The following is a 25,331-nucleotide window of genomic DNA, read 5'->3' as shown; positions in this document are numbered from 1 at the left end:
CTTTACCTGCGATGGGCTCAACCGTGCTTGACCCGGGTCTCCCCCGCCACCGTCACCACGGATCGCTTGCCCTTGCGGCTGATGACGATAAGCGCCAGCACGATAAGCAAAATGCCGCTCCCCTCCACCGGCCCCGGATTCTCGCCGAGCAGCCACCAGGAGAGCAGCACGCCGGTCACCGGCACCGCCAGGGTGCTGAGCCCGGCAATCCCCGCCGGCAATTTTTTCAGCACAAACAGCCAGAGGCTCCAGGCCAGCGCGGTGGCGAAGATGGCGCTGTAGGCGAGTGCACCAAACACATAAGGCTGCCAGTCGATGGAACGTTCCGGCACCAACGCCGCCACCATCGCCATCACGGCAGTTGCGTAGATCATCTGCCAGGTGGTGAGAGACATCAGATCCACCCCTGGGTGGCGGGCATACATCCGCTTGGCGATGATGGCGCTGATCCCCCAGCAGATGCCGGAGGCGATCCCCAGCAGCGCGCTCTTCATCGAATCGAGGTGCAGCTGCCAGGGCTCTATCACCAGCAGCAGGCCGCAAGCTGCCACGCCGACCGCCAGATAGTGCAGCTTGCGCATCCGCTCACCGAGAAACAGGGCCGCGAAGATCACCACCCAGAACGGCATGGTGTAACTCAGGATGGCCACCTTGCCCGCCCCGCCGCTGATGAGCGCCCACTGGGCCAGCCCCACCATGCCGCAGGTCTGAAACAGGGCGATGGCCAGGGTGTAGCGAAACGGGGTGGGTGTGAGGTATTGGCGACCACGTAGACACTGCACCAGCAGCAGCACCAGGGATCCGCACAGGCAGCGCAGGGCGGTGAACTCGAAGGCCCCCGCGTAGAGCATCACCTGCTTCATCACTATCCAGCTGTAACTCCAGATGGCGGTGAGCAGGACCAAGCCCCCCAGCGCCGCCATATTGATCTTTGTGCTCATTGCTCTGCCTTGTCGCCTCTGCTGCTGGCCCATCTTATGCCAAGGGGGGCCATCTTACGCCTCTCCTTTCGCCCTGCCCATCGTCGGGTGGCGGGACTGTCGGCCAAACAAAGGGGGCCTTGGGCCCCCTGTTTGCAACCATCAAAAGCGAGGCTATTGGCTGATCAGGGTCCCCGTCTTGCCGGCGATCCCCTCGGCGGCCTTCTCCAGCAGGGTGATCAGGGATTTGCGCCCCGGCAAGGATGTGGCGAACGAGAGCGCCGCCTCCACCTTGGGCAGCATGGATCCCTTGGCAAACTGCCCCTGGGCGATAAAGCCGTTGGCATCGGCCACGCTCAGGGTATCGAGCCACTGCACATCCGGCTTGCCGAAGTTGATGGCGACTTTCTCCACCGCAGTGAGGATGATCAGCATGTCGGCATCAATCAGTTCCGCCAGCTTGGCACTGGCCCAATCCTTGTCGATCACCGCACTGGCACCGCGCAGATGATTGCCCTCGCGCAGCACCGGAATGCCGCCCCCGCCGACGGTGATCACCACCTGACCGGCGGCCAGCATGGCGGAGACTGTCTCTTTCTCTATGATGTCGATGGGTTTGGGGGATGCCACCACCCGGCGATAGCCACGACCGGCGTCCTCCTTGAGGTGCTCACCCTGCGCCATCAGCGCCTCGGCCTCCTCTTTGCTAAAGAAGCCGCCGATGGGTTTGCTGGGTTCGAGGAAGGCGGGATCGTTTTTATCCACCTCAACTTGCGTCACCAGGGTAGCGACCGGCTTGTGGATGCCGCGATCCAGCAAGGCTTCGCGCAGGGCGTTTTGCAGGTCATAACCGATGTAGCCCTGACTCAGGGCCACGCAGACCGACATGGGCAGATGGGGCGCTTTTGCGTCGTGGCGGGCCGCTACCTCGAACGCCTGCTGGATCATCCCCACCTGTGGCCCGTTGCCGTGGGTAACCACCACTTCGTGCCCCTGGGCGATCAAGTCGGCGATGGTGTGCGCCGTGCTCTGCACCGCCTTCATCTGCTCGGGCAGGTTGTTGCCCAGAGCGTTGCCCCCCAGGGCCAGTACGATACGCTGTTTCATCTTGTGCTCTCCGATGATAAGGGTGGCCGGCGTCATACCGGCTCGATTGTTCTGTCTATTGCTGTGCTGATTTTTGTTCTCTTGCCGCGACAAACGCCCGCCCTAGCGGGTTGCCAACTGTGTGGCGCAAGGGAATGGCGCGCGGACCGCGGCGCCCAGCAGCGGATCAAAGGGTGCCCGCGCCAGAAAGCGGCCGTGCCCCCGTTGCCCGGTAAATTCGCCATCGCGGGCCACTGTCTGGCCACGACTCAGGGTCATCCTCAGCCGGCCAGGGCAATGCATCCCCTCGTAGGGGCTGTAGTCGCCATTGTCATGCAATGCGGCGTGACGGATCTGGGTCTCACCACAGGGATCCATCAGCACCAGATCGGCGTCGGCCCCCGGTTGCAGGTTACCCTTGCGCGGCCAGAGGCCGAACAGCCTGGCCGGATTGGCGCAGGTAAGCGCCACGAAGCGCGACGGCGAGATGCGCCCACCGAGCACCCCGTGGGCAAACAGCAGCAGCATCCGGTTTTCGACCCCGGGCAGCCCGTTGGGGCAACGGCTGAAATCGCCGCCTGACAGGGTCATGCGCTGGGCGTGGGAGAAGTTGCAGTGATCGGTCGCCACCGTATCGATATCACCCGCGCTGATGCCGACCCACAGCTTGTCCTGCTCGCTGCGCCCGCGCAGTGGCGGGCTCAACAGGAAGTCGACCCCGTCTTCGCGGTAGTAGCAGCTGTCATCGAGTAGCAGATATTGCGGGCAGGTCTCCACCCAAACCGGCTGACCCTGACGGCGTGCCAGTTTCAGATACTCCAGTCCCAATCCGTTGGAGAGATGAACGATATAGAGCGGCGCATTGCCCGCCAGCCCCGCCAGATTGATCATCCGGGCGATGGCCTCCGCCTCGCACTCAAGCGGACGGCTCTGCGGGTGATACCAGGGTTCATGGTGGCCCGCGGCCAGCAGGGCCGCACGGCGCGCCGCGATGGCGGCATCGTTCTCGGGATGGACGGTGGCGAGCGCCCCCACCTCTTTGAGGCGGGCCAGCGCACGCAGCACGTCATGGTCCCCCAGCTTGTACTGGTAGGTGAGATAGAGCTTGAAGCTGCTGATCCCCTCCTCCTGCACCATGGCGGCCATCTCATGGAGAATGGCGTCATCCACATGCTGGATCACGCCGTGAAAGCTGTAGTCGATCACCGCCTGATCGGCGGCGTAATCGTGATAGCGGGCCAGCTGGTGATGCAGATTGCACCCCACCGGGCCAAATCCCATGTGATCGACGATGGTGGTGGTGCCACCACAGGCGGCGGCACGGGTACCGCTGAAAAAATCATCGCAACTGCGGGCAATCCCCACATCGATGTTGAAGTGGGTGTGGACGTCGATGCCGCCCGGCATCACGTAGCAACCGCTGGCATCGATCAGTTCGGTCTCGCCATCGGGCTGGATATCGGCGGCGCGCTCAAGGATCACCCCATTTTCGATCAGCAGATCCTGACGATATTCACCCTGTGCATCGACCAGCACACCGTTTTTGATCAGCCGTTTCATCCCCACCACCTCGAACATCACTTCAAACAGCAAAGCCCCGCCTCAATGGAGACGGGGCACTTTCAACAGACGGGCGGTGATGAAAATCACCGCCCGGCAGCCCCCTTACTTGTCCAGCTCGGCCAGATAGAGCATGGGGATCACCGCATACATGGCGGCGCACTTGACCAGATGCTCTTTCCAGGTCTTCTCGTTCGGCGCGTGGGCTTCCGGCTCTTTGCCCGGGCCAAAACCGATGACCGGAATGCCGTGGCGGCCCATGATGGAGACCCCGTTGGTCGAGAAGGTCCACTTGTCCACCACAGGCTCCTTGTTGAACAGCTCGCGATAAGCCTTGGAGAGGGTCCGGACCGTGATGTGATCCTCTTCCACCTTCCAGGTCGGGAAGTAGCACTCGGTCGGATAGACCAGACCGGTGTAGGCCGGACGATCGTACTGGTACATGGAGACCTCGGCACCGGCGGCTTGCACCGCAGGCAGGGCGCGGATCTCGTCGAGCGCACCTTGCCAGCTCTCGCCCCAGGTGAGGCGGCGGTCGATGGAGACAGCGCAGCTGTCCGCCACGGCGCAGCGGCTTGGCGAAGTGAAGAAGATCTCGGAGACGGTCAATGTGCCCTTGCCGAGGAAGTCGTCGTTGCCGAGGTTGTGGCTGAGCGCCTGCAACTCGCCCAGGATCGGGCCCATCTTGAAGATGGCGTTGTCACCGCGCTCCGGCGCCGAGCCGTGGCAGCTCACCCCTTGTACCTCGACGCGGATCTCCATGCGGCCACGGTGGCCACGGTAGATCTGGCAGTCGGTCGGCTCGGTACTGACCACGAACTCGGGGCGGATCTTGCTCTGCTCTATGATGTACTGCCAGCACAGACCGTCGCAGTCCTCCTCCTGCACTGTGCCTGTCACCAGCAGGGTATATTGATCTTCCAGCCCCATCTCCTTGATGAGCTTGCCGGCATAGACCATGGAGGCCATGCCCCCTTCCTGATCGGAGGCGCCACGGCCGCCGATGATCTCGTGATCTTCCATCCCCTCATAGGGGTCGAAGGTCCAGTTGGCGCGGTTGCCGACCCCCACGGTATCGATGTGGGCATCCATGGCGATCAGGTGCGGGCCCTGGCCGATATAGCCGAGAATGTTGCCCATGGGATCTATCTCGACCCTGTCGAAACCGACCTTCTCCATCTCCTCTTTGATGCGCAGCACTACCCGCTTCTCGTCGCAGCTTTCACTCGGGATGGCGATCATGTCGCGCAGGAACTGACTCATCTCGGCCTTGTACTGATGGGCCTTCTCCAACACCATTTCAAACGGAATTTGCTTGCTCATTGTGATTTCTCCAAACATTCGAGAGTGTGCTGCCTGTTCATCGGCAGCGCCCTGTGCCCGTTACCGCGCCCCGTTGGCTAGGCGCGATCAGTTCTTCAATTCGTGTCGCTGCTCTTGCAGGGAGTGACTCGCAGCCGGAGTTACTCGCAGGCTGGATGTTTGCCTTCCCACACCACTTCCCGGTAGTGGGTCACATCGGTATCCCCTTCGGTGTTGATGATGAGCACCACCGAGTTGCTATCCAGCCCGAGGCGAGCCATCAGCGCCGCGCGATCCGGGTGGTGACGCACTGCCGCCAGCACGCCGGTGCCGACCGAGCCGGACTCACCGGAGATGATGCGAGGATCGCTGCCAAGGGGGTTGCCCAGCACCCGCATCCCCAATGCCGATACCTTGTCATGGCAGGAGATGAACTGGGTGGTGCAGCTTTTGAGCAGCGGCCAGCCGAGGGGGTTGGGTTCGCCGCAGGCGAGACCAGCCATGATGGTGCGCATATCGCCCCCCACGTTGACCATCTCCCCCGCTACGCCGGAGCGGTATATGCAGTCAGCCTGATCCGGCTCGATAACTATGCTGTGCAGATTTTTCGCCCCGAAGCAGTCCACCAGATAACCCAGCACCCCGCCCGCCAGCGCCCCGACCCCGGCCTGCAGCAGCACGTGGGTGGGCTGCTTGGTGCCCATTCCCTGCATCTGTTCGACCGCTTCGTCGGCCAAGGTGGAGTAACCCTGCATGATCCAGGTCGGGATCTTGGTGTAGCCCTCCCAGGCGGTGTCCTGGACTATGAGCCAGCCGCGCTCTTCGGCCATCTTCATGGTCAGGCGCACGGTGTCGTCATAGTTCATGTCGGTGACGATGCACTCGGCACCGAGATTGAGGATGTGATCCACCCGCTCCTGCGCCGAGCCCTTGGGCATGTAGACCACCGCATGCTGACCTACCTGCTTGGCGGCCCAGGCAACGCCGCGACCGTGGTTGCCATCTGTGGTGGTGGCAAAGGTCATCGGCTCCTTGATGGTGCGTTTGATGAGATCGAAGGAGAAATCCTCGACTGCCACCCCATATTTTTCACAGAGCAGGTTGGCGATGGCGTAGACGCCCCCCAGCATCTTGAAGGCGTTGAGGCCAAAGCGCTTTGACTCGTCCTTGACCAATATATTTTTCACCCCGATATAGGCGGCCAGCGCTTTCAGGTCGCACAGGGGGGTCGGCTCATAACCGGCCAGTTTTTTATGAAAGGCACGAGCCTTCTGCGCCTCGGCGCGAGAAAACAGGGGCAGGGATTCACCGGTAAAAAAACGGTTATCGGCAATATCCATCTTCAGGGAGAATTGGGACATGAATACCTCACAGAGAGTCATCTCGCCGGGGATCATTGATTAAAAAGAGCCTTGGGGAGAGAACCCGTAACAATGATTGCGCCATGATGGCCGGGCGGGGAAATATTCCCGGCCCGGCCCAACCATTATTTGACGCGTTTTTGCGCCTCTTTGATCAAGCCCTCTAGCGCGGCGCCTGGCGCCGAGAATTTACGGGCAACTATCATGGCGGCGATAATATAGGGCTTCCAACTCGCCTCTTTATAAGTGGCGATGCGGTATTTCTCGAATACCCCTTCGCTCACCTCGCCCGCCTGACAGGAGACGCCGGTAATATCGGCCGGCAGGCAGTGCATATAGAGCGCCTCGCCCCCCTTGGTGAGGGCCATCATCTCTTCGGTGCAGTGCCAATCCTGATGCTTGGCGTTTTGCGCCAGGCACTGCTTTTCCAGCTCCTTGAGGCCGGCGTGATCGTTGGCCCGCAGCAGCTCGGTACGCTGCTCCATCACCTGATAGGGAGCCCAGGACTTGGGATAGACGATGTCTGCATCCTTGAAGGCCTCTTCCATGGAGGTGACCTGACGAAAGCTCCCGCCGGAGGCCTTGGCGTTCTCATGGGCCACCGCGATCACGTCCGGGATCAGGTCATACCCTTCGGGATGGGCCAGGGTCACGTCCATGCCGAAGCGGGTCATCAGCCCTATGATGCCCTGGGGCACGGAGAGCGGCTTGCCGTAGCTCGGGGAGTAGGCCCAGGTCATGGCAATCTTCTTGCCCTTGAGGCTCTCCAGGCTGCCGAAGTGCTCCTGCAGCCAGGCGAGATCAGCCATGGACTGGGTCGGGTGATCAATGTCGCACTGCAGGTTGACCAGGGCCGGACGCTGGGGCAGCACCCCCTTCTCGAACCCTTCGTCCAGTGCCGCGCCCACTTCACGCATGTAGGCGTTGCCCGCCCCCAGATACATGTCATCGCGAATGCCGATGGCATCGGCGCAAAACGAGATCATGTTGGCGGTTTCACGCACCGTCTCGCCGTGGGCAATCTGGGATTTGCCCTCGTCCAGATCCTGCTGGGTGAGGCCGAGCAGGTTGAGGGCGGAGGCATAGGAGAAACGGGTGCGGGTGGAGTTGTCACGAAACACCGAGATGCCAAGGCCGGTATTGAACAGCCTGGTGGCTATATTCTCGGCCCGCAGCCCCTTGAGGGCCTCAGCCAGCTTGAGGACCAGCGCCAGCTCCTGGGGGGTTTGCTCCCAGGTCAGCAGAAAGTCCTTTTCATGCAGGTTGGATTTGAGCTCATTGATCTCTTTGATTAACTGGTTCACTGCTTTCATCGTTAGCCCCAATCTGTTGATGAGATATGGATTGCTCCCCTTCCACTCACAAGGTCACCGAAAATAGGGCCATTAGGTGAGTTCATCGGTCAGCGTCAAACAAGAGCAATCAATAAGCATGCCAATGCGGTATTTAAGGGGGAATAACGAGAAACAGGAAAATAGATGTGAGCCAGCGCACATGACAACGCTATTTAGAGATACAAGGTGGCACTTTTACGATAAATGCCGACACGCCAAAGCCGTATTTAAAATAGTGACAGTATGCGCGCTGATAATTATCACCCTGGCTATCAGATACGGCCAGTTAATTGATAGGCGATGCGGGGGAATTATCATAATGATAATGGCCTTGCTCAAGGCGCAGCCATTATCTGCGAGCAGACCGCCGCTTGTGGCCAGCGGCGGTGTGAGGATCAGGCCTGCACGGCGATCTCATACTTCTTTATCTTGCGATAGAGGGTCGCAATCCCAATCCCCAACGCCTGGGCGGCCAGCTTCTTGTTGCCAAGGCGCTGCAAGGTCTCCTCTATCACCTGCTTTTCCATGCTCTCCAGCCCGTTTTCCCCGAGGGGCAGCTCCAGACCTCGCTCGGATGGGCCGGTTTCAGTCATGGCGGGAGAGGCAATGCCCGGCGCGGGACGACCCGCGACCACCGGGTTTTCCCCGGCGCTGCGCCATTGGTTGCGCAGCAGATGCATATCTTCAGGCGCCACCTCAGCGTCACAGCGCTGGTTGCGCAATATGTTGGGGGGCAGGAGTATGCTCTCGATCACCTCCCCCGCCTGCACCACGTTGACCAGGTATTCGATGAGGTTGCTGAGCTCGCGCACGTTGCCAGGCCAGCGATACCCCTCGAGCAGGCCCATCACCTCCGGGCTCAGCCCCGGATAGATGAGGCCGATGCGGCTGGTGTGCAGGTTGAGGAAGTAGTGGGTCAGCAGCGCCACGTCCCCTGCCCGCTCGCGCAGCGGCGGCAGGTGGATGGGGATGACGTTGAGGCGATAGAAGAGATCCTCGCGAAACTTGCCCTCGGCAATGTACTGCTCCAGATGCTGGTGGGTCGCGGCTATGATGCGAATGTCCACCGGCACGGGGCGGCTGGCACCTATCGGCGTCACCTCCCGCAGCTCCAGCACCCGCAGCAGCTTGGCCTGCATGGTGAGCGGCATGTCCCCTATCTCGTCGAGAAACAGGGTGCCCTGGTGGGCGGCCTGGATCAGCCCCTGCTTGCCGCCGCTGGAGGCGCCGGTGAAGGCCCCCTTCACGTAGCCAAACAGCTCGCTCTCCAGCAACTGCTCCGGAATGGCGGCGCAGTTGATGGCGATGAAGGGCTTGTCATGACGCGGGCTGAGCCGGTGAATGGCGCAGGCCACCACCTCCTTGCCGGTGCCGCTCTCGCCGCAGACCAGCACGCTGGAGGGGCTCAGGGCGATGCGATGGAGCAGTTTTTTCAGCGCCCGCATCGGCTTGCTTTCACCGATCAGCAGCGCCATGCCCTCGTCCGGCTCCAGCGGCTGGCTCAGGGCAGAGTGGGACTGGTGAAATGCCATCAGAAACAGCTGCTGGCCCTGCACATGGTGCAGCTGGCCTATGATGAGCTCCTGGCGATCCGCCAGTGTGATGATGTGCTGCATGTGCCCGGTCAGCCCCTGCTGGGCGAAGGTGAGCGGACGTACGCCAATCTCGCGCCCCAGCAACTGCTCCTGCTGGCAGTTGAGCTGCTTGAGCGCCACCTCGTTGGCATAGCGCAGCTGGCTCTTCTCGTCGAGCAGCAGGCAGCCCTGATCCATGTGGCTCATCAGGTTGAGGAACACCTTGTTGACCCCGTCTGACAAGCCGCGGGAATCGAGCAGCTTGGCCACGAAGATGCTGGAGATGTGTTGCACATAGTCGCACACCTCCTGCAGATTGTTATTGAGGCGGGCCTGCTGCTCGGCGTTGAAGGCCACCAGGCTGATGACCCCGATACAGGTCTCCTCCACCATGATGGGCACCCCGAGGAAGGCGCGTTCCCGGCAGCTATCCTTGCAGCTGCACCCCTCACAGACAGGATCCTCGCTGGTGTGGGTGACTATCTTCTCACTCTGGTGTTCGATCACGTAGCGCAACAGGCGGGAGTCTCCCTCCAGCTGGCGGCCGAAAAACGTGCCGTAAGGGCCGGTTCCCGCCACCCGCACCATGTTGGCGTCGACAATTTCCACTTCCAGTTGCAGCACGCTGGCCAGCATCTTGGCAAAGCGCAAGATGGTGGGCTGGATCTGCATCAACAAACATTGGTTACTGACGGACATCATGTTGTTAATCCCTTGGCTCCCACCCTGGGTGGGATTCATGCTGGCCAGATACTATGCCAATTCGACGGCAGCGACTTCGCCGAGGATCACGAAAAGGGAACTTGCATCCACCCCGCTGCCGGGAGTGGGCGCTAGCGCAGACTGGAGAAGAAGAGAGCGAAGGAGCAAGCCGCGGACGCCAGCAGGCGTCCACGAAAAATGCGGAAAAAACCGGCTCAGCCGTTGATGTGCAGGGCCAGCCAGACCGCCAGCGGGATCACCACGACCGAGAGCGCATTGCCGCCGAGCACGATACTGGCCACCTTCTCGGGCTGACACTGGTACTGCTCGCACAGCATGTAGTTGAGCACGGCAGGGGGCAGTGCCACCGACAACATCAACAGCGGGATCCACTCCGCCTGCAACGGCAGCAGCCAGACCGCCAAGCCCAGGGAGGCGCCGCCCGCCAGCAGGTAGAGCAGGTTGCACTTGAGGGCGAGCCCCAGGTGATCCAGCTCCCCTTCCATCAGCCGGATACCGAGGGCAAACAGCATCAAGGGCACCGAGATCTGTCCGAGCAGTGAGGCGCTGGTCACCAGGTATTCCGGCAGCGCAATGTGCAGGTTGGCCACCAGCAAGCCGGCGAAGGCGGCCCACAGCACAGGGCTGCGCAGCCAGAGCCAGCGGGAGGTATTGGCCGAGAGGATGAACATGCCCACCGAGAAGTGGAGCAGGTTGGAGAGCACGAACAGTATGACGATGGCGCCGAGCTGCTGCTCGCCAAAGGCCAGCACCATCAGCGGAATGCCGAGGTTGCCCGTGTTGCGAAACATGGCGGGCAGGATCAGCGCCGGTCTGCTGATGCTCTTGAGCCTGAGCAGGGAGAGCAGCAGACCCGGCAACAGGATCACCAGGGCCCCCGCCGCGATGAGCGGCAAATGGGCCATCAGTGCCAGCGGGTATTTGACCAGTGCCGAGAACACCAGCGCCGGGGTAAACAGCTCGATATTGGCCCGGTTGACATAGCCCAGCGCCCCGCCCGGCCGCAGCCGGCCATAGAGGGCACCCAGGCCCACCACGGCAAACACGGGGATGACGATATTGAGCAGAGCGCTGAACATGGGCGAGTCTCTTTACAGTTCGCGGGCGGGTGGCCCCATCAGCAAGACGGGATCCAGCGTCACTTCCAGCGTGCCGTTGCTGACCCAGAGCTGACCGTCGGAGATGGTGCAGGTGAGGTGCATGGTGCGCGCCACCATGGCGGTCAGCGGCAGGGTCTGGCTGTCGGAGAGTTCGATCACAGTGAGGTTGTCGTGCTGGCTGAGCTTGCCCTGATTCTGCTTCCACCAGACGTTGGTGCCACGGCCACCGTAGAGGTAGAGCACCACATGACGGGAGCGGTTGCACGCCTTCTTCAGACGACGCTCGTCGGGCTGGCCCATCTCGATCCAGAGCTCGATTTCATCGGAATAGTTCTTGCGCCACAGCTCGGGCTCGTCGTCAGCGGAGAGCCCCTTGGTGAACTCCAGCCGCTCGGCGGCGTGCCAGGCGAAGGCCGCCAGCCGGATCATCATGCGCTCATCGGTCTCGGAAGGGTGACGAGCCAGGGTCAGTGAGACGTCCTGATATTGGTGGCGGTCCATGTCGGACAGGCTGAGTTGAGCCTTGAATACGGTTGCCTTGAGAGCCATAGAAACCTTGAATACCTTGAGTGGTCAATCCGGGGTGGAAAAACTGCGCGCCAGTGTAATCAAAATCGGCGATCGGTTCGACCACCTTGGCCAAAGATTTGCCCTGAGCGGCGCGGATAAGTGCCGAAAAAGGCTCAAAAAACAAATGCCAGTCCGAAGACTGGCATTTGGCGGTATGAACGAAAGAAGCGGATCACTTCTCGGCGGACTTGACCCCGAAGGCATTGAGCAGCAAGCAGCAGGTCACTGCCACCGCCACAAACCCGCTCAGGAAGATAAAGGGCATGGCCCCGTATCCCAATACAGTCCAGATGGTTTGTTCAAGCAGACTCATTATGTGTCCTTCATCCAGTGAAATGGGTGTCCCTTTCGTGACGGAGTTATCTCCCCGTTCCTGATGATGCTATTTGACCCCAACCAGCGCCTGAGTCCTATGCCACCAAAGTAATAAATAGGGGGCGACTTTGCGCTGGATCAACAATTTAGCCCTTGGTCAGGACAAATATGGACACAACTCAGCCAGTTGTCAGCCGACTGTGCCTGCCGCCCACGGCATGGATCGCGCAAAACGAAGGAGGCGACCCCGGGGTCGCCTCCTTGACATCAGCCCTGCCGTCACCGGCAAGGTGCGATGCTTAGTAGAAGCTCAGCTGCTCCGCCGCCATCGCCTTGAGGCGCTCACAGGGTGCAAAGCGGTCGCCATAGCGTTTCTGGTAGTGCTCGAGGCGCCCCACCAAGTGCTCTATGCCGAGGCTGTCCATGTAACGGAAGGGGCCACCGAGGAAGGGCGGGAAGCCGATGCCAAAGATGGCGCCAATGTCGCCGTCACGGGCCGAAGCCACCACACCGCTGTCCAGCGCCATGGCCGCTTCGTTGAGCATCATCAGCACGCAGCGCTCGGCAATCTCCATCCGGGATTGCTTGGGCACAGGCTTGACTCCCAGTACGGCGTAGACACTCTCGTCCACCTTCTTCTTGCCTTTGGCCGCCTTGCCATAGAGGTAGAAGCCCTTGCCGTTCTTGCGCCCCTTGCGATCGTTTTGCAGCAGCTTGTCAAACGCCGCCGGGGCCTGGAAGCGCTCGCCACCCAGCTCTTTCTCCAGGATGGGCGAGATCTTGGCACCCACGTCTATCCCCACCTCGTCGAGCAGGGTAATGGGACCGACCGGGAAGCCGAAATCGAGCAGAGCGCCGTCCAGCACCTCCACCGGCTCCCCTTCCAGCACCAGCCGCGCCGCCTCGTTCATGTAGGGGGCCAGGATGCGGTTGACGTAGAAACCGGCCTCGTCTTTCACCACGATCGGGGTCTTGCCCTGAGCACGAGCAAACGCCAGCGTGGTGGCCACCGTCTCGGCACTGGTGCCAGCGTGGGGAATGATTTCAGCCAGCGGCATCTTGCCCACCGGGCTGAAATAGTGCAGCCCAACGATCCGCTCCGGGTGCGCCGCCTCGGCCGCTATCTGGTGGATGGGCAGGGAGGAGGTGTTGGAGGCAAACACTGTGTGCTCACCACACTCACGCTCCACCTCCTTCACCATCTGATGCTTGAGGGCGAGATCTTCAAACACCGCCTCCACCACCATGTCCACCCGGTGAAAACCGGAGTAGTCGAGGGTGCCTGACAGCAGGCTCATCTGTTTCTCCAGCTCGCTGCGCAGAATGTGGCGACGCTTGAGTTTCTTGGCCAGGATCTCATAGCTGTAGCGCATGGCATTGCCGATACCGGCACTCGCCACGTCCTTGATCCGCACCGGTACCCCCGCCTTGGTGGCGGTGACGAAGGCGATACCGCCCCCCATCAGGCCCCCACCCAGCACGGCGGCGTGCGTGACCTTGCGCGGTTCGGCTCCCTGATAGGTGACTTCCTTCTTCATCTCTGTGGTGGCGAAGAAAATGGAGCGCAGGGCAGCGGATTCCGCCGTCATCACCAGCTCGCCAAAGTGGCGGGATTCGGCGGCAAGGCCTGCCTGCATCCCCTCTTCCACCCCGATGCGTACCACCTCGAGGATCCGCTCCGGCGCTGGGTAGTTGCCGCGGGTCTTGGCCTTGACCCCCTTGCGGGCCTGATCGAACAGCACCTTGCGACCCAGCGCATTGGTCTCCAGCAGCTTGCCCTGCAGATCCCGCTTCAGCTCGTGACGGGGTTTGCCCTTCTTGGCCAGCTTGATGGCAGCATCAAGCAGGATGGAAGGCGGCACCACATCGTCCACCAGTCCCAGTTTTTTGGCCTGTTTGGCCCGCACCTGCTTGCCGGTCAGCATCAGGTCCAGCGCCTTGGCCACCCCGATGAGGCGCGGCAGCCGCTGGGTCCCGCCGGAGCCCGGCAGCAAACCCAGTTGTACTTCCGGCAGCCCCAGCACGGTTTTGCCGTGATCTGTCACCACCCGGCCATGACAGGCCAGCGCCAGCTCCAGCCCGCCGCCGAGGCAGGGACCGTGAATGGCGGCGATCACCGGGATGGCCAGCGACTCGATCTCGGCAAAAATCACCTGCCCTTCCCGCGACAGCGTCTGGGCATCCTGGGCACTGGTGCAGGCCGCCAGCATGCTGATGTCGGCACCTGCGATGAAGGAGTCCTTCTTGCCGGAGGCCACCACCAGACCGATCAGCTCCTTGTTGGCCTTCACCTCGGCCAGCACGGTGCGGATCTCGTCCACAAAAGCGGCCTTCAGGGTATTCATGCTCTCGCCCGGTACATCCATGGTGAGGATACCGATGCCATCCTGGCGCACCGCCAGGGAAAAAGTCTTCTCGCTCATCACTCTACCTCCAACACCATGGCCACACCGAGCCCACCCGCCGCACAGGCGGTATTAAGCCCCAATCCCCCACCCCGACGACGCAGCTCGTGCAGCGTCTGGGTGATCATGCGCGCACCTGTTGCGGCAAAAGGATGGCCATAGGCCAGGGAGCCACCGAGCACGTTGAACTTGTCCATGTCCACCTCGCCGATGGCCTGATCGCGGCCCAATTTGCTCCGGGCAAACTCCAGGCTTGAAAACATCTTGAGGTTGGCCAGGGTCTGGGCGGCAAAGGCCTCATGCATGTCGATCAGGGTGAGATCGGCGAGGGTGATGCCGGCGCGGTCCAGCGCCAGCGGCGTGGCATAGGAGGGGCCCATCAGCATGTCCTGCCAGACATCGATGGCAGAGAAGGCGAAGCTGCGGATATAGCCAAGCGGCTCTAGCCCCAGCTCTTTGGCCCGCCCTTCGCGCATCAGCAGCACGGCGGCGGCACCGTCGGTGAGCGGGGTGGCGTTGGCGGCGGTGACAGTGCCATGCACCCGGTCAAACACGGGTTTGAGCTTGGCGTAGCTCGCCAGATCGGACGCTTCGCGGATGTTGTTGTCCCGCTCCAGCGGCGACTTGTAGGGGGGCACGTGGGCGGTGAACACCTCGCCGCTCAGCTTGCCATCGGCCCAAGCTTGCGCCGCCAGGCTGTGGGAGCGGTGGGCCAGCGCATCTTGCGCCTCGCGGCTGATCTGGTGGCTCTTGGCCATCTGCTCGGCGGTCTGCCCCATGGAGAGACCGGTGGAATACTCGGCCACAGCGGGCGGCACCGGCATCAGATCCTTGATCCTCAATGCCCGCAGAATATTGAAGCGCTGCTGCAGGTTGCGAGCCTTGTTGAGATCCACCAGAGCGCGCGCCAGCGTCTTGCTGACGCCGATGGGCAGTACGGAGGAAGAATCGGCCCCACCGGCAATGGCGATGTCGACCGTGCCGGCCATGATGGATTCGGTGACGTTGGCCACCGCCTGGAAACTGGTGGCGCAGGCGCGCGACACGCTATAGGCATCCGTGGTCACGCTCATGCCGGTGCCGAGCACGATTTCGCGGGCGATATTGGGCGCTTCCGGCATCTGTACCACCTGGCCGAACACCAGCTGGTCGATGAGTTTGGGATCGAGATCGGTACGGGCGAGCAGTTCACTCACCACCAGCTTGCCGAGATCCACCGCGGGCACGCCGTGAAAGGCGGTGGCCTGCTTGGCAAAGGGGGTACGCAGACCCGCCACGACGGCAATCCGTTCGCCCTGGCGAGTCGTCAGTTTCAATGGCTGTTTCATCCTGGCTCCTTGGTTAAACGAGAAGATTAAAAGGAAGAGGTCTGACCTCCATTGGGCCACATCTTAACAATCCACTCACAAATTTCATACGGCTGATTGAAACTAAATTGCCCCCATCTTTGCACCCTCCCTCGCCCTTGGGGGCCAACTGGAGTATAAAAAGATCAACCTCCATAAAAACAACGGGTTCATCACATGGCAGCGGCCGAGTTCAGAGCGCTTGGGGACTATCTTGGCAGTCAAATTCTGGGACAGGGAGCACTGATAGAGGGGCTGCTGATCGCCCTGCTATGTGAAGGACATGTGTTAATCGAAGGGGCCCCCGGTCTTGCCAAGACCCGCGCCGTCAAGGCGCTGGCCGGGGCCGTGGAGGGGCGCTTCGCCCGCATCCAGTTTACCCCCGACCTGCTGCCTGCCGATCTCACCGGCAGCGAGGTGTTTCACCCGCAAGATGCCAGCTTCGTGTTCCAGCCCGGCCCATTGTTCAACCACCTGGTACTGGCGGACGAGATCAACCGGGCCCCTGCCAAGGTGCAATCCGCGCTGCTGGAGGCCATGGCCGAGCACCAGATCACGGTGGGCAAGAAGAGCTGGCGCCTGCCACCGCTGTTCATGGTGGCGGCGACGCAAAATCCGATAGAGCAGGAAGGAACCTACCCGCTGCCGGAGGCCCAACTCGACCGTTTCCTGCTCAAGCTGCTGGTGGATTACCCCAGCCCCGCCATGGAGCTCGCCATCTTGCAGCTCAACGCCCGGGGCGAACAGCTGACGCCACCGCCGGTCACCCTGAGCCAGGCCGACCTGCTGGCGGCCCGCTCGGCGGTACAGGCAGTCCAGATGCAGGGGCGGCTAGAGCACTATCTGGTGCAACTGGTGTGCGCCACCCGCCCGGGCAGCGGCCTGTGCCCCGAGCTTGAACCCCTCATCGCCGTGGGTGCCAGCCCCAGGGCCAGCATAGGCCTGGCCCGCACCGCCCGCGCCCAGGCCTGGCTCACCGGACGGGACTTCGTGCTGCCGGAGGACATACAACAGCTGGCGCCAGCCATACTGCGCCATCGCCTGATTCCCAGCTATCAGGCGCTGGCAGACAACCTGGACAACGACACCCTGATCGCCCGGCTGCTGGACGCGATACCGTGCCCTTAACTCCCCACCCGGATCCCCGCGCGCATCCCGCTATTGCCCTCACCCTGGCCCAGTTGCTGGCCATCCGGCTGTGGGCGAGACAGGGGCCGAGGGCGCGTGTCCAGCCGGCCCAGCAGGGCAGACTTGGCCGCATGCCGGGACTCACCTTTCGCGAGCTGCGCGCCTATCAGGCGGGGGATGAGGTGCGCCACATCGACTGGCGGGTCACAGCACGGCTAGGTCGCCCCTACACCAGACTCTACAGCGAGGAGCAGGATCAGGCACACTGGCTGCTGATTGATCTCTCCCCTGCCATGTACTTCGGCTCACAGGTGCAACTCAAGGCCCGCCTGGGCTGCGAGCTGGCAGCAGCTCTCTTGTGGCAGGGGGAGAAACAGGCCAACACCCTGATCTGCCACGGCGTTGAATGCCATGTCCAACCCCAGCGCGGCTCCCTGGTACCCTTGCTGGAGGCCCTTTGCCACCACTATGACAAGGGGCTGGATCGCACGCCCCTGCCGCACTCGCTGGCCCGGACCCTGGCACGGCTTACCCTGCCCCATGGCGCCAGATTGACGATCATCACGGATCACCAGCCCTGCGATGAGCCACTCCGCCAACAGTTGCAACTGCTCGGTCGCCGCCACGATATCCATTGCTGGCAGATCCGGGATCCGCTGGAGGCAAGCCTGCCCGCGCAGGGACGGCTGGCGGTGCAGGCGGGCAGACAACGCGGCTGGCTCGATGCCACTCAGCCCGGCTTTGCCCACCGCTACCAGCGAGCGGCCGAGCGGCTGGCCAGGCAGTGCCATCAGCAACTGCTGCCGCTGGTGCAGCGTCTCTACCGGCTCGACAACGGCCAGCCGCTGCAGCGTCAGTGGCAGGAGGGTGCATGTCGCCAGTTCTGAGCCTGATCGCCGCCGTCTCCAGCGCGCCCCCCATGTCTGCGCTGGCGGCGCAGCTGCGCGACATACACCCTGGCCCCATGTTGACCCAGGCACAGGATCCCCGGCTTCAGGGCTGGTGGGCGCTGCTGATCATGCTGCTGATGGGGGCGCTGATCGGCGCGGCCCTACTCAGCCTGCTGCGCTATCGCCGCTGGCAGCGACAAATCGACTGGGAGGCGCCCGAGCTGGTGCCCCGACTACAGGCTGCGCTGCGCGAGGCCGCCCTTGTCCGCTGGCCCGAGGCGCACACCTTGCAAGGGGAGGCCTGGCTTGCGTTTCTGGACAGGCAGGGCAGCAGCCAGTTTCGTGAATTTACGGCCCTCTGGCCACGCTGGCTCTACGGTCAGGGGATACCGGATCCCCGCCAACGGGAGGCGCTGCGCCGTGCCTACCTCAGCTGGGGAAGAGCCTGCTGCTGCCTGCCACAGAGGGTGATCACACTCAGATGCCGCTGGCAACAGGGCCTCATACGCCTGCGCACCAGCATCAGGAGAGCGTCATGATCCTCGCCTGGCCCTGGTTTGCGCTGGCACTGGCACTGCCACTCCTGGTGCGCTTCGGCCTGCCGCCCCGTTCAACCGACCAGCACAATGGAACTACGCTGGCGCACGACGGCTTTCCTCTGTTGCGTGCCCACGCCGGCCAGCCACTCTGGCGCATGGCCCTGTGCTGGTGCGCCCTGGTACTGGCCTTGTGTCGCCCTCAATGGCAGGAGCCACCCCTCGTCAGCTACCAAAGCAGCCGGGATCTTATCCTGGCGGTGGATCTCTCCGACAGCATGCGCACCCAGGACATGCTGGATGAGGGGGAGCAGCGGGACAGGCTCAGTGCGGTGCGCCAGCAGATAAGTCAGCTGATCCAGGCGCGCCCCGGCGATCGCATCGCCCTCATCGTCTTCGCCGATCACGCCTACCTGCTCTCGCCACTGACCCAGGAGACCCAGGCCCTGCTCACCCTGGCCCGCGAGCTGGACTTCGATCTGGTGGGCCGCACCACGGCACTGGGGGAAGCCATACTGCTGGCCCGCCAGCATGCCGACCCCAAGCGTCCCACCGCCCTGCTGCTGGTCACAGATGGTCGCAACACCGCGGGCAGCGCCGATCCCCTGAGTGAGGCCAAACGGGCCGCCGTCAGCGGCATGACCCTCTATACCCTGGGGGTGGGGGCTGATCCCGATACCTTTGCCGAGGCACTGTCCCCGGCACTGGCTCCGGCGCAGAGCGATCCCAGCGCCGAGCTGGACGAGGCCCTGCTGCAACAGCTGGCCAAGGTGGGCCATGGCCGCTATTTCCGTGCCCGCACCCAAAGCGATCTCGCTGCCATCAACCAGACCCTGGATACCCTGGAGCCCGTCGCCACGCCCCACACCCGCTATCGGCCAAACGTGGAGCTCTACCCCTGGCCGCTGGCGCTGGCCTGGCTGCTGCTGATCTGGCCCGCCCAGCTACGCTGGCCCCGCTCCTTGCGTCTGCGCTCGCGACTGCCACGGGGGCAGGCTCATGATTAAGCTCCCCTGCCAGGAATGGCCGTCATGGAGCTGATCCTGTTGCGCCCGCTCTGGCTGCTGGCCCTGCTGCCCTGGCTGTGGCAGGGCTGGCGTCGTCGCCGGCAGCCACAGCTGCTCGCCCCCGCCATGCAGGCCTACCTGCTGCCGGGCCGGCGCCGTACCCTGCCCTGGCTCTGGCTGGCGGGCCTGCCCGTCATACTGGCCCTCAGCGGCCCCGCCCTGCGCCAGCAGAGCCAGGCCATAACGACGCCAGCCCTCGACATCTGGTTGCTGGATCTCTCCCGCTCCATGCTGGCCACCGATCTGCTGCCAGACAGGGCCACCCGGGTGCGGGTGCTGCTGCAGGATATGCTGGCCGAGGCACGCCCGAGCAAGGAGGGACGTCCCATCGCCCTCATACTGTTTGCCGGCGATGCCTACCTCGCCATGCCCGCCACCCGGGATCACCAGGCCATGGCGCTGCTGTTGCCCGACCTGCGCCCGGCCATCATGCCCAAACAAGGGAGTGCACCCGAGCGCGCCGTGGCGCTGGCGCTCGGCCAGATCCCCCCGGGCCAGCAGGCACGCCTGCTGCTGGTCACCGACGGTCTCTCGGCGAGACAGGCGGACCGGATCCGTGCGCTCTGGCCCTGTCAGGGCAGCCTGTTTTGTCATGAGCAGGCGACGCCCCGCCTCGACATCCTGCTCGCCAACGGCGGCAAGAGCAGCAGGCTGCCGCCCGCCACCAGCGAGGTGCAGGACGTTGGCGCAGCCTTCGGCCGCGAGCTGCCCGCCCCCGATGTGGCGACCATGCAGCAACTTGCCAGCGAGCTTGGCGGTCAGTTGCAATGGCTACAGGCCGGGCTGCCACGCTTTGCGCCCCTGCCCATGAGCCAGACGCTGACGGCCCATCAGTCGCGGGATCTCGGCCCCTGGTTGCTGCTGCCCCTGCTGCCGCTCGCCCTGCTGGCCCGCGTCGGCACGCTCTGGCTGCTTCTGCTGGTCGCAGGCGCCGGTCTCTTCACCCCGCCGCCCTTGCTGGCCAGCCCAGCCGCCACGTTACCCTCACAGGAGAGCCAGGCCTGGCAAGCGTTCCAGCAGGGACACTATCTGGCGGCGGCTCGCCGCTTCCAGAACCCCATCTGGCAGGGAAATGCCTGGTACAGAGCCGGTGACTACGCCCGGGCCGTCGCCGCCTACGCCAGTGCGAGCAGTGCCACCGCCCACTACAACCGGGGCAATGCGCTGGTGCAGCTCGGGGATCTGGCCGCCGCCGAGCAAGCCTATCTGGCGGCGCTGGCGTTGGAGACGGGCCACCAGGATGCGCTCTACAACCTTGCCCTGCTGCGGGCCCAGCCACCCCAGGCCAGCCCGGCCGCGCAGGATCCCGAGCCCATCGACGCCCCCGAGCAGGCTGCCACCCCGGACACGCCGCTGCCGCCAGCCCCCCCTGTGGTGCTGCTGGAGCAGCGGCTGCGCAAGGAGGCCCAGCGGCGCCAACAGCTCAGGGAAGAGGTGAAAGGCGCCTGGCCTTCAGCGCTGAAAGGGGATGACAGCTGGTGAAGATCAATCCTCTGCTGCGTTGGCTGCCTTGCTGGCTGCTGCTCTGCCTGCTTTCAACCCCGGCCCTGGCCGCGCCGCCCAGGGCCGAGCTGTTGCCGGGGGCCGACAGCCGTGACTGGCTGCTGATCATAGAGGCGGACGGGGAGCGCCAGAGCAACGAACTCGCCATTGCTCCCCTGCTGCGCCAGTTCGCGGTGGGCAAGGTGACCATGAGCCGGGTCACCACTCCCGTGCGCAGCCTGACCCGCTGGCAGATCCCGCTGCACACTCTGGATACGGGCCCCGGGGTCGTGCCCTCCCTGTCACTTGGGCCGGAACAGACCCCGGCCTTGCCCCTGCCAGAACGCAGCCAGGCGGGCACGCTGGCAGCCCAACCCAGCCAGCCCATCTCCCCCATAGAGCTGCAGGCCAGGGTGCTGCATCAGGGGCCGCTCTATCCGGGCCAGCCCTTCATCTATCAGCTCAGCCTCTGGTTGCCCGCCAACATGGAGGCCCCCAACCTCACAGAGCCGGCCAGCGACGCCTTCACCATTCGCCGCCTGGGAAACGATCAGTGGCAGGCTCCGGCGGGGGCGGGATTGCCGGGCCGGCTGACCCGCAACTGGCTGCTGCAGGCCAGGGAGCCCGGGCTGCATCCGCTGGTGTCACCGCGCTTTCAGGGCCGCCTGCCCCAGGATAACGGCACCAGTGACCCCCTCTCGGCCAGAGCGGCCACCCTGTTTGTGAAAATCGACCTGGCGCCGCAGCAACCAGTGGCCAGCCAGTTGACCCTGAGCCAGCAGTTGAGCCCGGCCTCGGGCGCCAGGGAGGGAGAGCCGGTGATCCGCACCCTGACGCTGGTGATGGAGGGCGGCGATGGCAACCGGCTCACCCTGCCCAGGCTCACCGGGCCCGCTGCCCTGCCCGCCGGAATGCAGGCAAGACCGGATGGGGAACAGCAGCAGGAGCGCTTTCTCGCCAAGGGGGCGCTGCGCTTCGAGCGCCAGTGGCGTCAGGCCCTGACGGCCACAGCGCCAGGCGACTACCTGCTGCCGGCCATCACCCTGCCCTGGTTCAACACCCGGAGCGGGCGCATCGAATACGCCCGCCTGCCCGCTACCCCGCTGCGCATCGAGGCGGGCACACCGGCACAGGAAGCCTTCACCGACCCAAACCATGAGAGCCTTCACTGGGTGATCTGGGTTCTGCTGCTGCGTGCCCTCTGGCAAGGATGGCCACGCTGGCACGCCTTCTATCGCTTGCAGCGGGCACTGCGGCGCGAGGATGCGAACCTCGCCAGAGCGGCCTTGCTGGCATGGGCCAGTCTGCGCTGGCCACGGCGCCATACGCACCTCAGCGCGCACCTCACCGGCTTGCCCTGTCGCCATTCCCCTTCGCTTGCCGCCGGACTCGCCGCGCTGGATCGCGCCTGTTTTGCCGCCCAGGCCACCCCCGTCGACCGTCAGCGCCCATGGCAAGGGCTCGCCGGTCCGCTATGCGCGTATGAAACTTTTGCGATAGCCTATGGCCTCAGGCAACTGGCCCGCCTGGGTCACTGACCCTTGAGGACCCTCATATAAAAAGGAAGCCCAGCGATGGCCTTAGGTTTTTTCAGAAAAAAAGGTGCCACGGTCGGAAAGGATCCCACGGCTTCACCGGTCTATGGAGACATGGCAGACAAACAGACCAAATACGAAGCCCTGGTGCATGCCCTGCACGGGGATATTTATCGCTACGCCTACTGGCTGTGCCGGGATCCGCAGGTGGCGGAGGATCTGGTGCAGGAGACCTTTCTGCGCGCCTGGAAAGGCATAGACTCGCTGCTCGATGACAAGGCTGCCAAGGCCTGGCTCATCACCATATTGCGACGGGAAAATGCCCGCAGGTTCGAGCGCAAGCAGTTTGACCTCGTCGATCTCGACGAGCATCCCCAAAGCGATCCGGATGCCTTGCACAACGAGCAGGAGATGGAGAACGAGTGGCTCAGACGCCACATAGCCCGCCTGCCCGCCGAGTATCAGGAGCCCCTGCTGTTGCAGGTGCTGGGGGGCTTCAGCGGCGACGAGATAGCGGCGCAACTGGGACTGAACAAGAACACCGTCATGACTCGCCTGTTTCGGGCCCGCAACCAGATCAAAGAGGCCATGGAGTCAACGACACAACAGAGAGGACACACCAATGGATGAGCTGGAATTTCGCCGTCGGGCCATCGCCCATCCGCTGGAGCATGATCCCGCCTTTGTCGACGCGGCGCAGGCCTCCCCCGCCAATCGCAAGCATCTGGACGAGATGAAGCAGCTGGATCGTCGCCTGTATCAGGCGCTGGAGGTCGAAGTACCGGCCGGGCTGGCCGAGCGCATCCTGCTCAGACAGGCGCTGGAAGCCGAACAGGAGAACCTGGTTCACCTGCCGGTGCGCCCGCGCAGCCAATGGCGCCCGCTGGCCATGGCCGCCTCGATCGCCTTCCTGCTCGGCATGAGCACCCGCTGGCTCAGCTGGCCGCTGACACAGCCCGCTGAACTCTCCCTCGCCCAGGTCGCCATGGCCCACGTCTACGGTGAGGAGCCCTTCATCAAGGATGTGGATGAGAAGGTGAGCCTGCGCACCATCAACGCCAAGATGGAGAAATACGGCGCCACCCTGATGGGCATGCAGGGCCTGAAGGTCACCTACGTCAATCACTGTGCCTTCTACCAGGGACCGGCGCTGCACATGGTGTTCCAGGGCAAGATGGGGCCCGTGACCCTGTTCCTGGTGCCCAAGCATGTGCCGCTCACCCTGCAGCCCACTTTCGAAGATGGCCAGCTCAAGGGGGAGATAGTGCAACTCAAGGGGGCCAACATGGTGTTGATCGGTGACATGCAGGAGCTGCTGGATCCGGTGGCGCAGGCGCTGGAGTCCCGTCTGCACTGGTCGATTTAACAGGGTTTAACCCAATCCTGACTCGCACCGCATCGAGTCAACTACACGGGCAGACAATCCGGTTGTCTGCCCATTCCTCTCCATTCCCACCACAATCCTCACTCATTTGCCGCCCAATCACCGCAAATGGTCAAAATTATTTTTGTGATACAGATCAGCATTAACGCTCGAATTTCACTCAATAAGTGGCAAAAGAGACTATTTAAACGCCAGGTTAAAACAAATGATTAACACAATAGATACTTTTATGTATTCTGCTGTCACTGGTCTGATTTCTTACCTCCTACCAGATCCATAGAATCACGCCAGAATTGAATGGGAAGAAGCTGAAATAACAACAGATCTTGTCGTATACGGTGGCAAAAAAGCCCTGATGCTGACAGAAAATCTGCCTACAAGAGAGAACACTATGACAACTGCCTTTTTCAAAAAGAGCCTGATCGCTGCCGCCGTCACCCTGGCCAGTACCCAAACCTTCGCCGCCGCGTTCCAACTGAACGAACACTCAGCCTCCGGTCTGGGTCGCGCGTACGCAGGGGAAGCCGCCGTGGCGGACAATGCCTCCGTGTTGTCACGCAACCCGGCAGCCATGACCCGCTTTGACAAGATGGCACTCTCCGTCTCCGGCACCTATATCAAGCCGGATGTGGATGTAAATGGTGATATCTATGCCGGCTCCACCAAGCTGGCAAGCGCCAGCGAAAGCGGTATCGCGCCGAGCGCCTTCGTGCCTGCCACCTACTTCATCCAGCCGCTGAACGACCAGTGGGCTTGGGGTATCGGCATGTTCTCCAACTACGGTCTGGCCACCGAGTACTCCGACAACTTCAACGGTGGTTCCGTTGCTGGCAACACAGAGCTGCTGACCTTCAACATCAACCCGAACATCGCCTACCGCGTCAACCAGCACTTCAGCTTCGGTGCCGGTCTGAACCTGGTGTATGCCAAGGCTGAACTGAACCGCCGTGCCGGTGTACTGGCAGCCGTGCCGCCGCTGAATGGCGTGCCGGGTATCGGCAAGGACACCATCGTCAGCCACCTGAAAGGGGATGACTGGGGTTACGGCTGGAACGTGGGCACCATGTATGAGGTGAACGAGAACAACCGTTTCGCCCTGACCTATCGCTCCCAGGTAGACCTGACCTTCAAGGGTGACTATCAAGGCACCTCCTCCGGCTTCAAGACAGTCGGTGGCGAGCTGCCGCTGGATCTGCCAGCCCAGGCCGAATTCGCCGGTTACCACCGTCTGAACCAGCAGTTTGCTGTGCACTACTCGGTAAACTGGACCGACTGGAGTGCCTTCCAGGAGCTCAGAGCCACCAGTGGCCAGTGCAACAGCAGTGACGGTGCCGGTGTCTGCCTGTACAAGCCGGAGAAGTTCAAGGACTCCACCCGCTACGCCTTGGGCGGTACCTGGTACGTCAATCCGTCCTGGGAAGCCCGCATCGGCTTCGCCTACGACAAGACTCCGATCAAGCCGGAATACCGTAGCCTGAGCATCCCGGACTCCGATCGCGTATGGTACAGCGCCGGTGCCACCTACCACATCGACAAGGACATGAGCGTCGATTTCGGTATGGCCTATCTGGACGGTAAGAAAGTTGACGTCAACGAGAAGCTGGTCGAAAGCAACGAAGCGCTGCGCTGGAAGGGTACCTCCCACGGTAACGCCCTGCTGGCCTCCGCTCAGTTCAACATGAAATTCTGATCATCAGCCAATCGACAAGAGCG

General features: G+C 62.9%; 21 protein-coding genes. 9 read left to right on the top strand and 12 right to left on the bottom strand.

Features of this window, described 5'->3' with window-relative positions:
• Nucleotides 1-17: 17 nt before the first annotated feature.
• From BN1128_RS19590 to fadI, 12 genes are all read right to left on the bottom strand, one after another.
• Complete coding sequence (locus BN1128_RS19590) at nucleotides 18-941, bottom strand: DMT family transporter (protein WP_042871838.1); 924 nt, start codon at nucleotides 939-941, stop codon at nucleotides 18-20.
• A 153-nt stretch (nucleotides 942-1,094) separates the two neighbouring features.
• Nucleotides 1,095-2,027 (bottom strand): carbamate kinase, encoded by a 933-nt coding sequence (gene arcC / locus BN1128_RS19585; protein ID WP_042871908.1) that lies wholly within the window; start codon nucleotides 2,025-2,027, stop codon nucleotides 1,095-1,097.
• 102 nt (nucleotides 2,028-2,129) lie between these two features.
• Nucleotides 2,130-3,566: a dihydropyrimidinase gene (hydA, locus tag BN1128_RS19580; protein WP_042871906.1), complete on the bottom strand. Its 1,437-nt coding sequence runs from the start codon at nucleotides 3,564-3,566 to the stop codon at nucleotides 2,130-2,132.
• A 105-nt stretch (nucleotides 3,567-3,671) separates the two neighbouring features.
• Entirely contained in the window at nucleotides 3,672-4,889 is a 1,218-nt protein-coding gene (locus tag BN1128_RS19575; RefSeq protein ID WP_042871836.1) for a YgeY family selenium metabolism-linked hydrolase, read from the bottom strand.
• A gap of 140 nt (nucleotides 4,890-5,029) precedes the next feature.
• A complete protein-coding gene (gene dpaL, locus BN1128_RS19570) occupies nucleotides 5,030-6,229 on the bottom strand; it encodes a diaminopropionate ammonia-lyase (RefSeq protein WP_042871904.1) in 1,200 nt (399 codons plus the stop codon).
• A gap of 125 nt (nucleotides 6,230-6,354) precedes the next feature.
• Nucleotides 6,355-7,542: a knotted carbamoyltransferase YgeW gene (gene ygeW, locus BN1128_RS19565; RefSeq protein WP_042871834.1), complete on the bottom strand. Its 1,188-nt coding sequence runs from the start codon at nucleotides 7,540-7,542 to the stop codon at nucleotides 6,355-6,357.
• Between the two features lie 416 nt (nucleotides 7,543-7,958).
• The gene (locus BN1128_RS19560) at nucleotides 7,959-9,839 is read right to left on the bottom strand and encodes a sigma-54-dependent Fis family transcriptional regulator (RefSeq protein ID WP_042871831.1); all 1,881 of its coding nucleotides are present in this window, start codon (nucleotides 9,837-9,839) and stop codon (nucleotides 7,959-7,961) included.
• A gap of 215 nt (nucleotides 9,840-10,054) precedes the next feature.
• Nucleotides 10,055-10,939, bottom strand: coding sequence for an AEC family transporter (locus tag BN1128_RS19555; RefSeq protein ID WP_042871830.1), 885 nt, complete (start codon nucleotides 10,937-10,939; stop codon nucleotides 10,055-10,057).
• A gap of 12 nt (nucleotides 10,940-10,951) precedes the next feature.
• Nucleotides 10,952-11,509, bottom strand: a complete 558-nt coding sequence (locus BN1128_RS19550) for a YaeQ family protein (protein WP_042871828.1) — start codon at nucleotides 11,507-11,509, stop codon at nucleotides 10,952-10,954.
• A 193-nt stretch (nucleotides 11,510-11,702) separates the two neighbouring features.
• Nucleotides 11,703-11,843, bottom strand: a complete 141-nt coding sequence (locus BN1128_RS24930) for a TIGR02808 family protein (protein ID WP_005301193.1) — start codon at nucleotides 11,841-11,843, stop codon at nucleotides 11,703-11,705.
• Nucleotides 11,844-12,144: 301 nt separating this feature from the next.
• A complete protein-coding gene (gene fadJ, locus BN1128_RS19545; RefSeq protein WP_042871826.1) occupies nucleotides 12,145-14,268 on the bottom strand; it encodes a fatty acid oxidation complex subunit alpha FadJ in 2,124 nt (707 codons plus the stop codon).
• Nucleotides 14,268-15,578, bottom strand: a complete 1,311-nt coding sequence (gene fadI, locus BN1128_RS19540) for an acetyl-CoA C-acyltransferase FadI (RefSeq protein WP_042871824.1) — start codon at nucleotides 15,576-15,578, stop codon at nucleotides 14,268-14,270. The genes fadJ and fadI overlap by 1 nt, the downstream gene beginning before the upstream one ends.
• 195 nt (nucleotides 15,579-15,773) lie before the next feature.
• Between fadI and BN1128_RS19535 the strand changes: the two genes are divergently transcribed.
• The 9 genes from BN1128_RS19535 (at nucleotide 15,774) to BN1128_RS19495 (ending at nucleotide 25,308) form a co-directional block, all read left to right on the top strand.
• Entirely contained in the window at nucleotides 15,774-16,724 is a 951-nt protein-coding gene (locus tag BN1128_RS19535; protein ID WP_042871822.1) for an AAA family ATPase, read from the top strand.
• Nucleotides 16,715-17,611 (top strand): DUF58 domain-containing protein, encoded by an 897-nt coding sequence (locus tag BN1128_RS19530; RefSeq protein WP_042871820.1) that lies wholly within the window; start codon nucleotides 16,715-16,717, stop codon nucleotides 17,609-17,611. Before BN1128_RS19535 ends, BN1128_RS19530 begins: the two co-directional genes overlap by 10 nt.
• Complete coding sequence (locus BN1128_RS19525; protein WP_042871818.1) at nucleotides 17,596-18,153, top strand: DUF4381 domain-containing protein; 558 nt, start codon at nucleotides 17,596-17,598, stop codon at nucleotides 18,151-18,153. Before BN1128_RS19530 ends, BN1128_RS19525 begins: the two co-directional genes overlap by 16 nt.
• A complete protein-coding gene (locus BN1128_RS19520) occupies nucleotides 18,150-19,157 on the top strand; it encodes a VWA domain-containing protein (protein WP_042871816.1) in 1,008 nt (335 codons plus the stop codon). Before BN1128_RS19525 ends, BN1128_RS19520 begins: the two co-directional genes overlap by 4 nt.
• A gap of 24 nt (nucleotides 19,158-19,181) precedes the next feature.
• Nucleotides 19,182-20,699, top strand: a complete 1,518-nt coding sequence (locus tag BN1128_RS19515; protein ID WP_042871814.1) for a VWA domain-containing protein — start codon at nucleotides 19,182-19,184, stop codon at nucleotides 20,697-20,699.
• Nucleotides 20,696-22,237: a BatD family protein gene (locus BN1128_RS19510; protein ID WP_156140527.1), complete on the top strand. Its 1,542-nt coding sequence runs from the start codon at nucleotides 20,696-20,698 to the stop codon at nucleotides 22,235-22,237. Before BN1128_RS19515 ends, BN1128_RS19510 begins: the two co-directional genes overlap by 4 nt.
• 36 nt (nucleotides 22,238-22,273) lie before the next feature.
• Nucleotides 22,274-22,864 (top strand): sigma-70 family RNA polymerase sigma factor, encoded by a 591-nt coding sequence (locus BN1128_RS19505; protein WP_082030481.1) that lies wholly within the window; start codon nucleotides 22,274-22,276, stop codon nucleotides 22,862-22,864.
• Nucleotides 22,857-23,600 carry a DUF3379 domain-containing protein gene (locus tag BN1128_RS19500; protein ID WP_042871808.1) on the top strand — a complete coding sequence of 248 codons (744 nt, stop codon included), beginning with the start codon at nucleotides 22,857-22,859 and terminating at the stop codon, nucleotides 23,598-23,600. The genes BN1128_RS19505 and BN1128_RS19500 overlap by 8 nt, the downstream gene beginning before the upstream one ends.
• Before the next feature lie 409 nt (nucleotides 23,601-24,009).
• On the top strand, nucleotides 24,010-25,308 hold the full coding sequence (locus BN1128_RS19495) for an outer membrane protein transport protein (protein ID WP_042871805.1): 1,299 nt from the start codon (nucleotides 24,010-24,012) through the stop codon (nucleotides 25,306-25,308).
• Nucleotides 25,309-25,331: the final 23 nt, after the last annotated feature.

Origin of the sequence: Aeromonas piscicola, from assembly GCF_000820005.1 — a bacterium.
In the GTDB taxonomy this organism is placed as follows: Bacteria; Pseudomonadota; Gammaproteobacteria; order Enterobacterales; family Aeromonadaceae; genus Aeromonas; species Aeromonas piscicola.
Note: the sequence above shows the minus strand (reverse complement) of the source record. Positions and strands in the feature narration are given on the sequence as shown.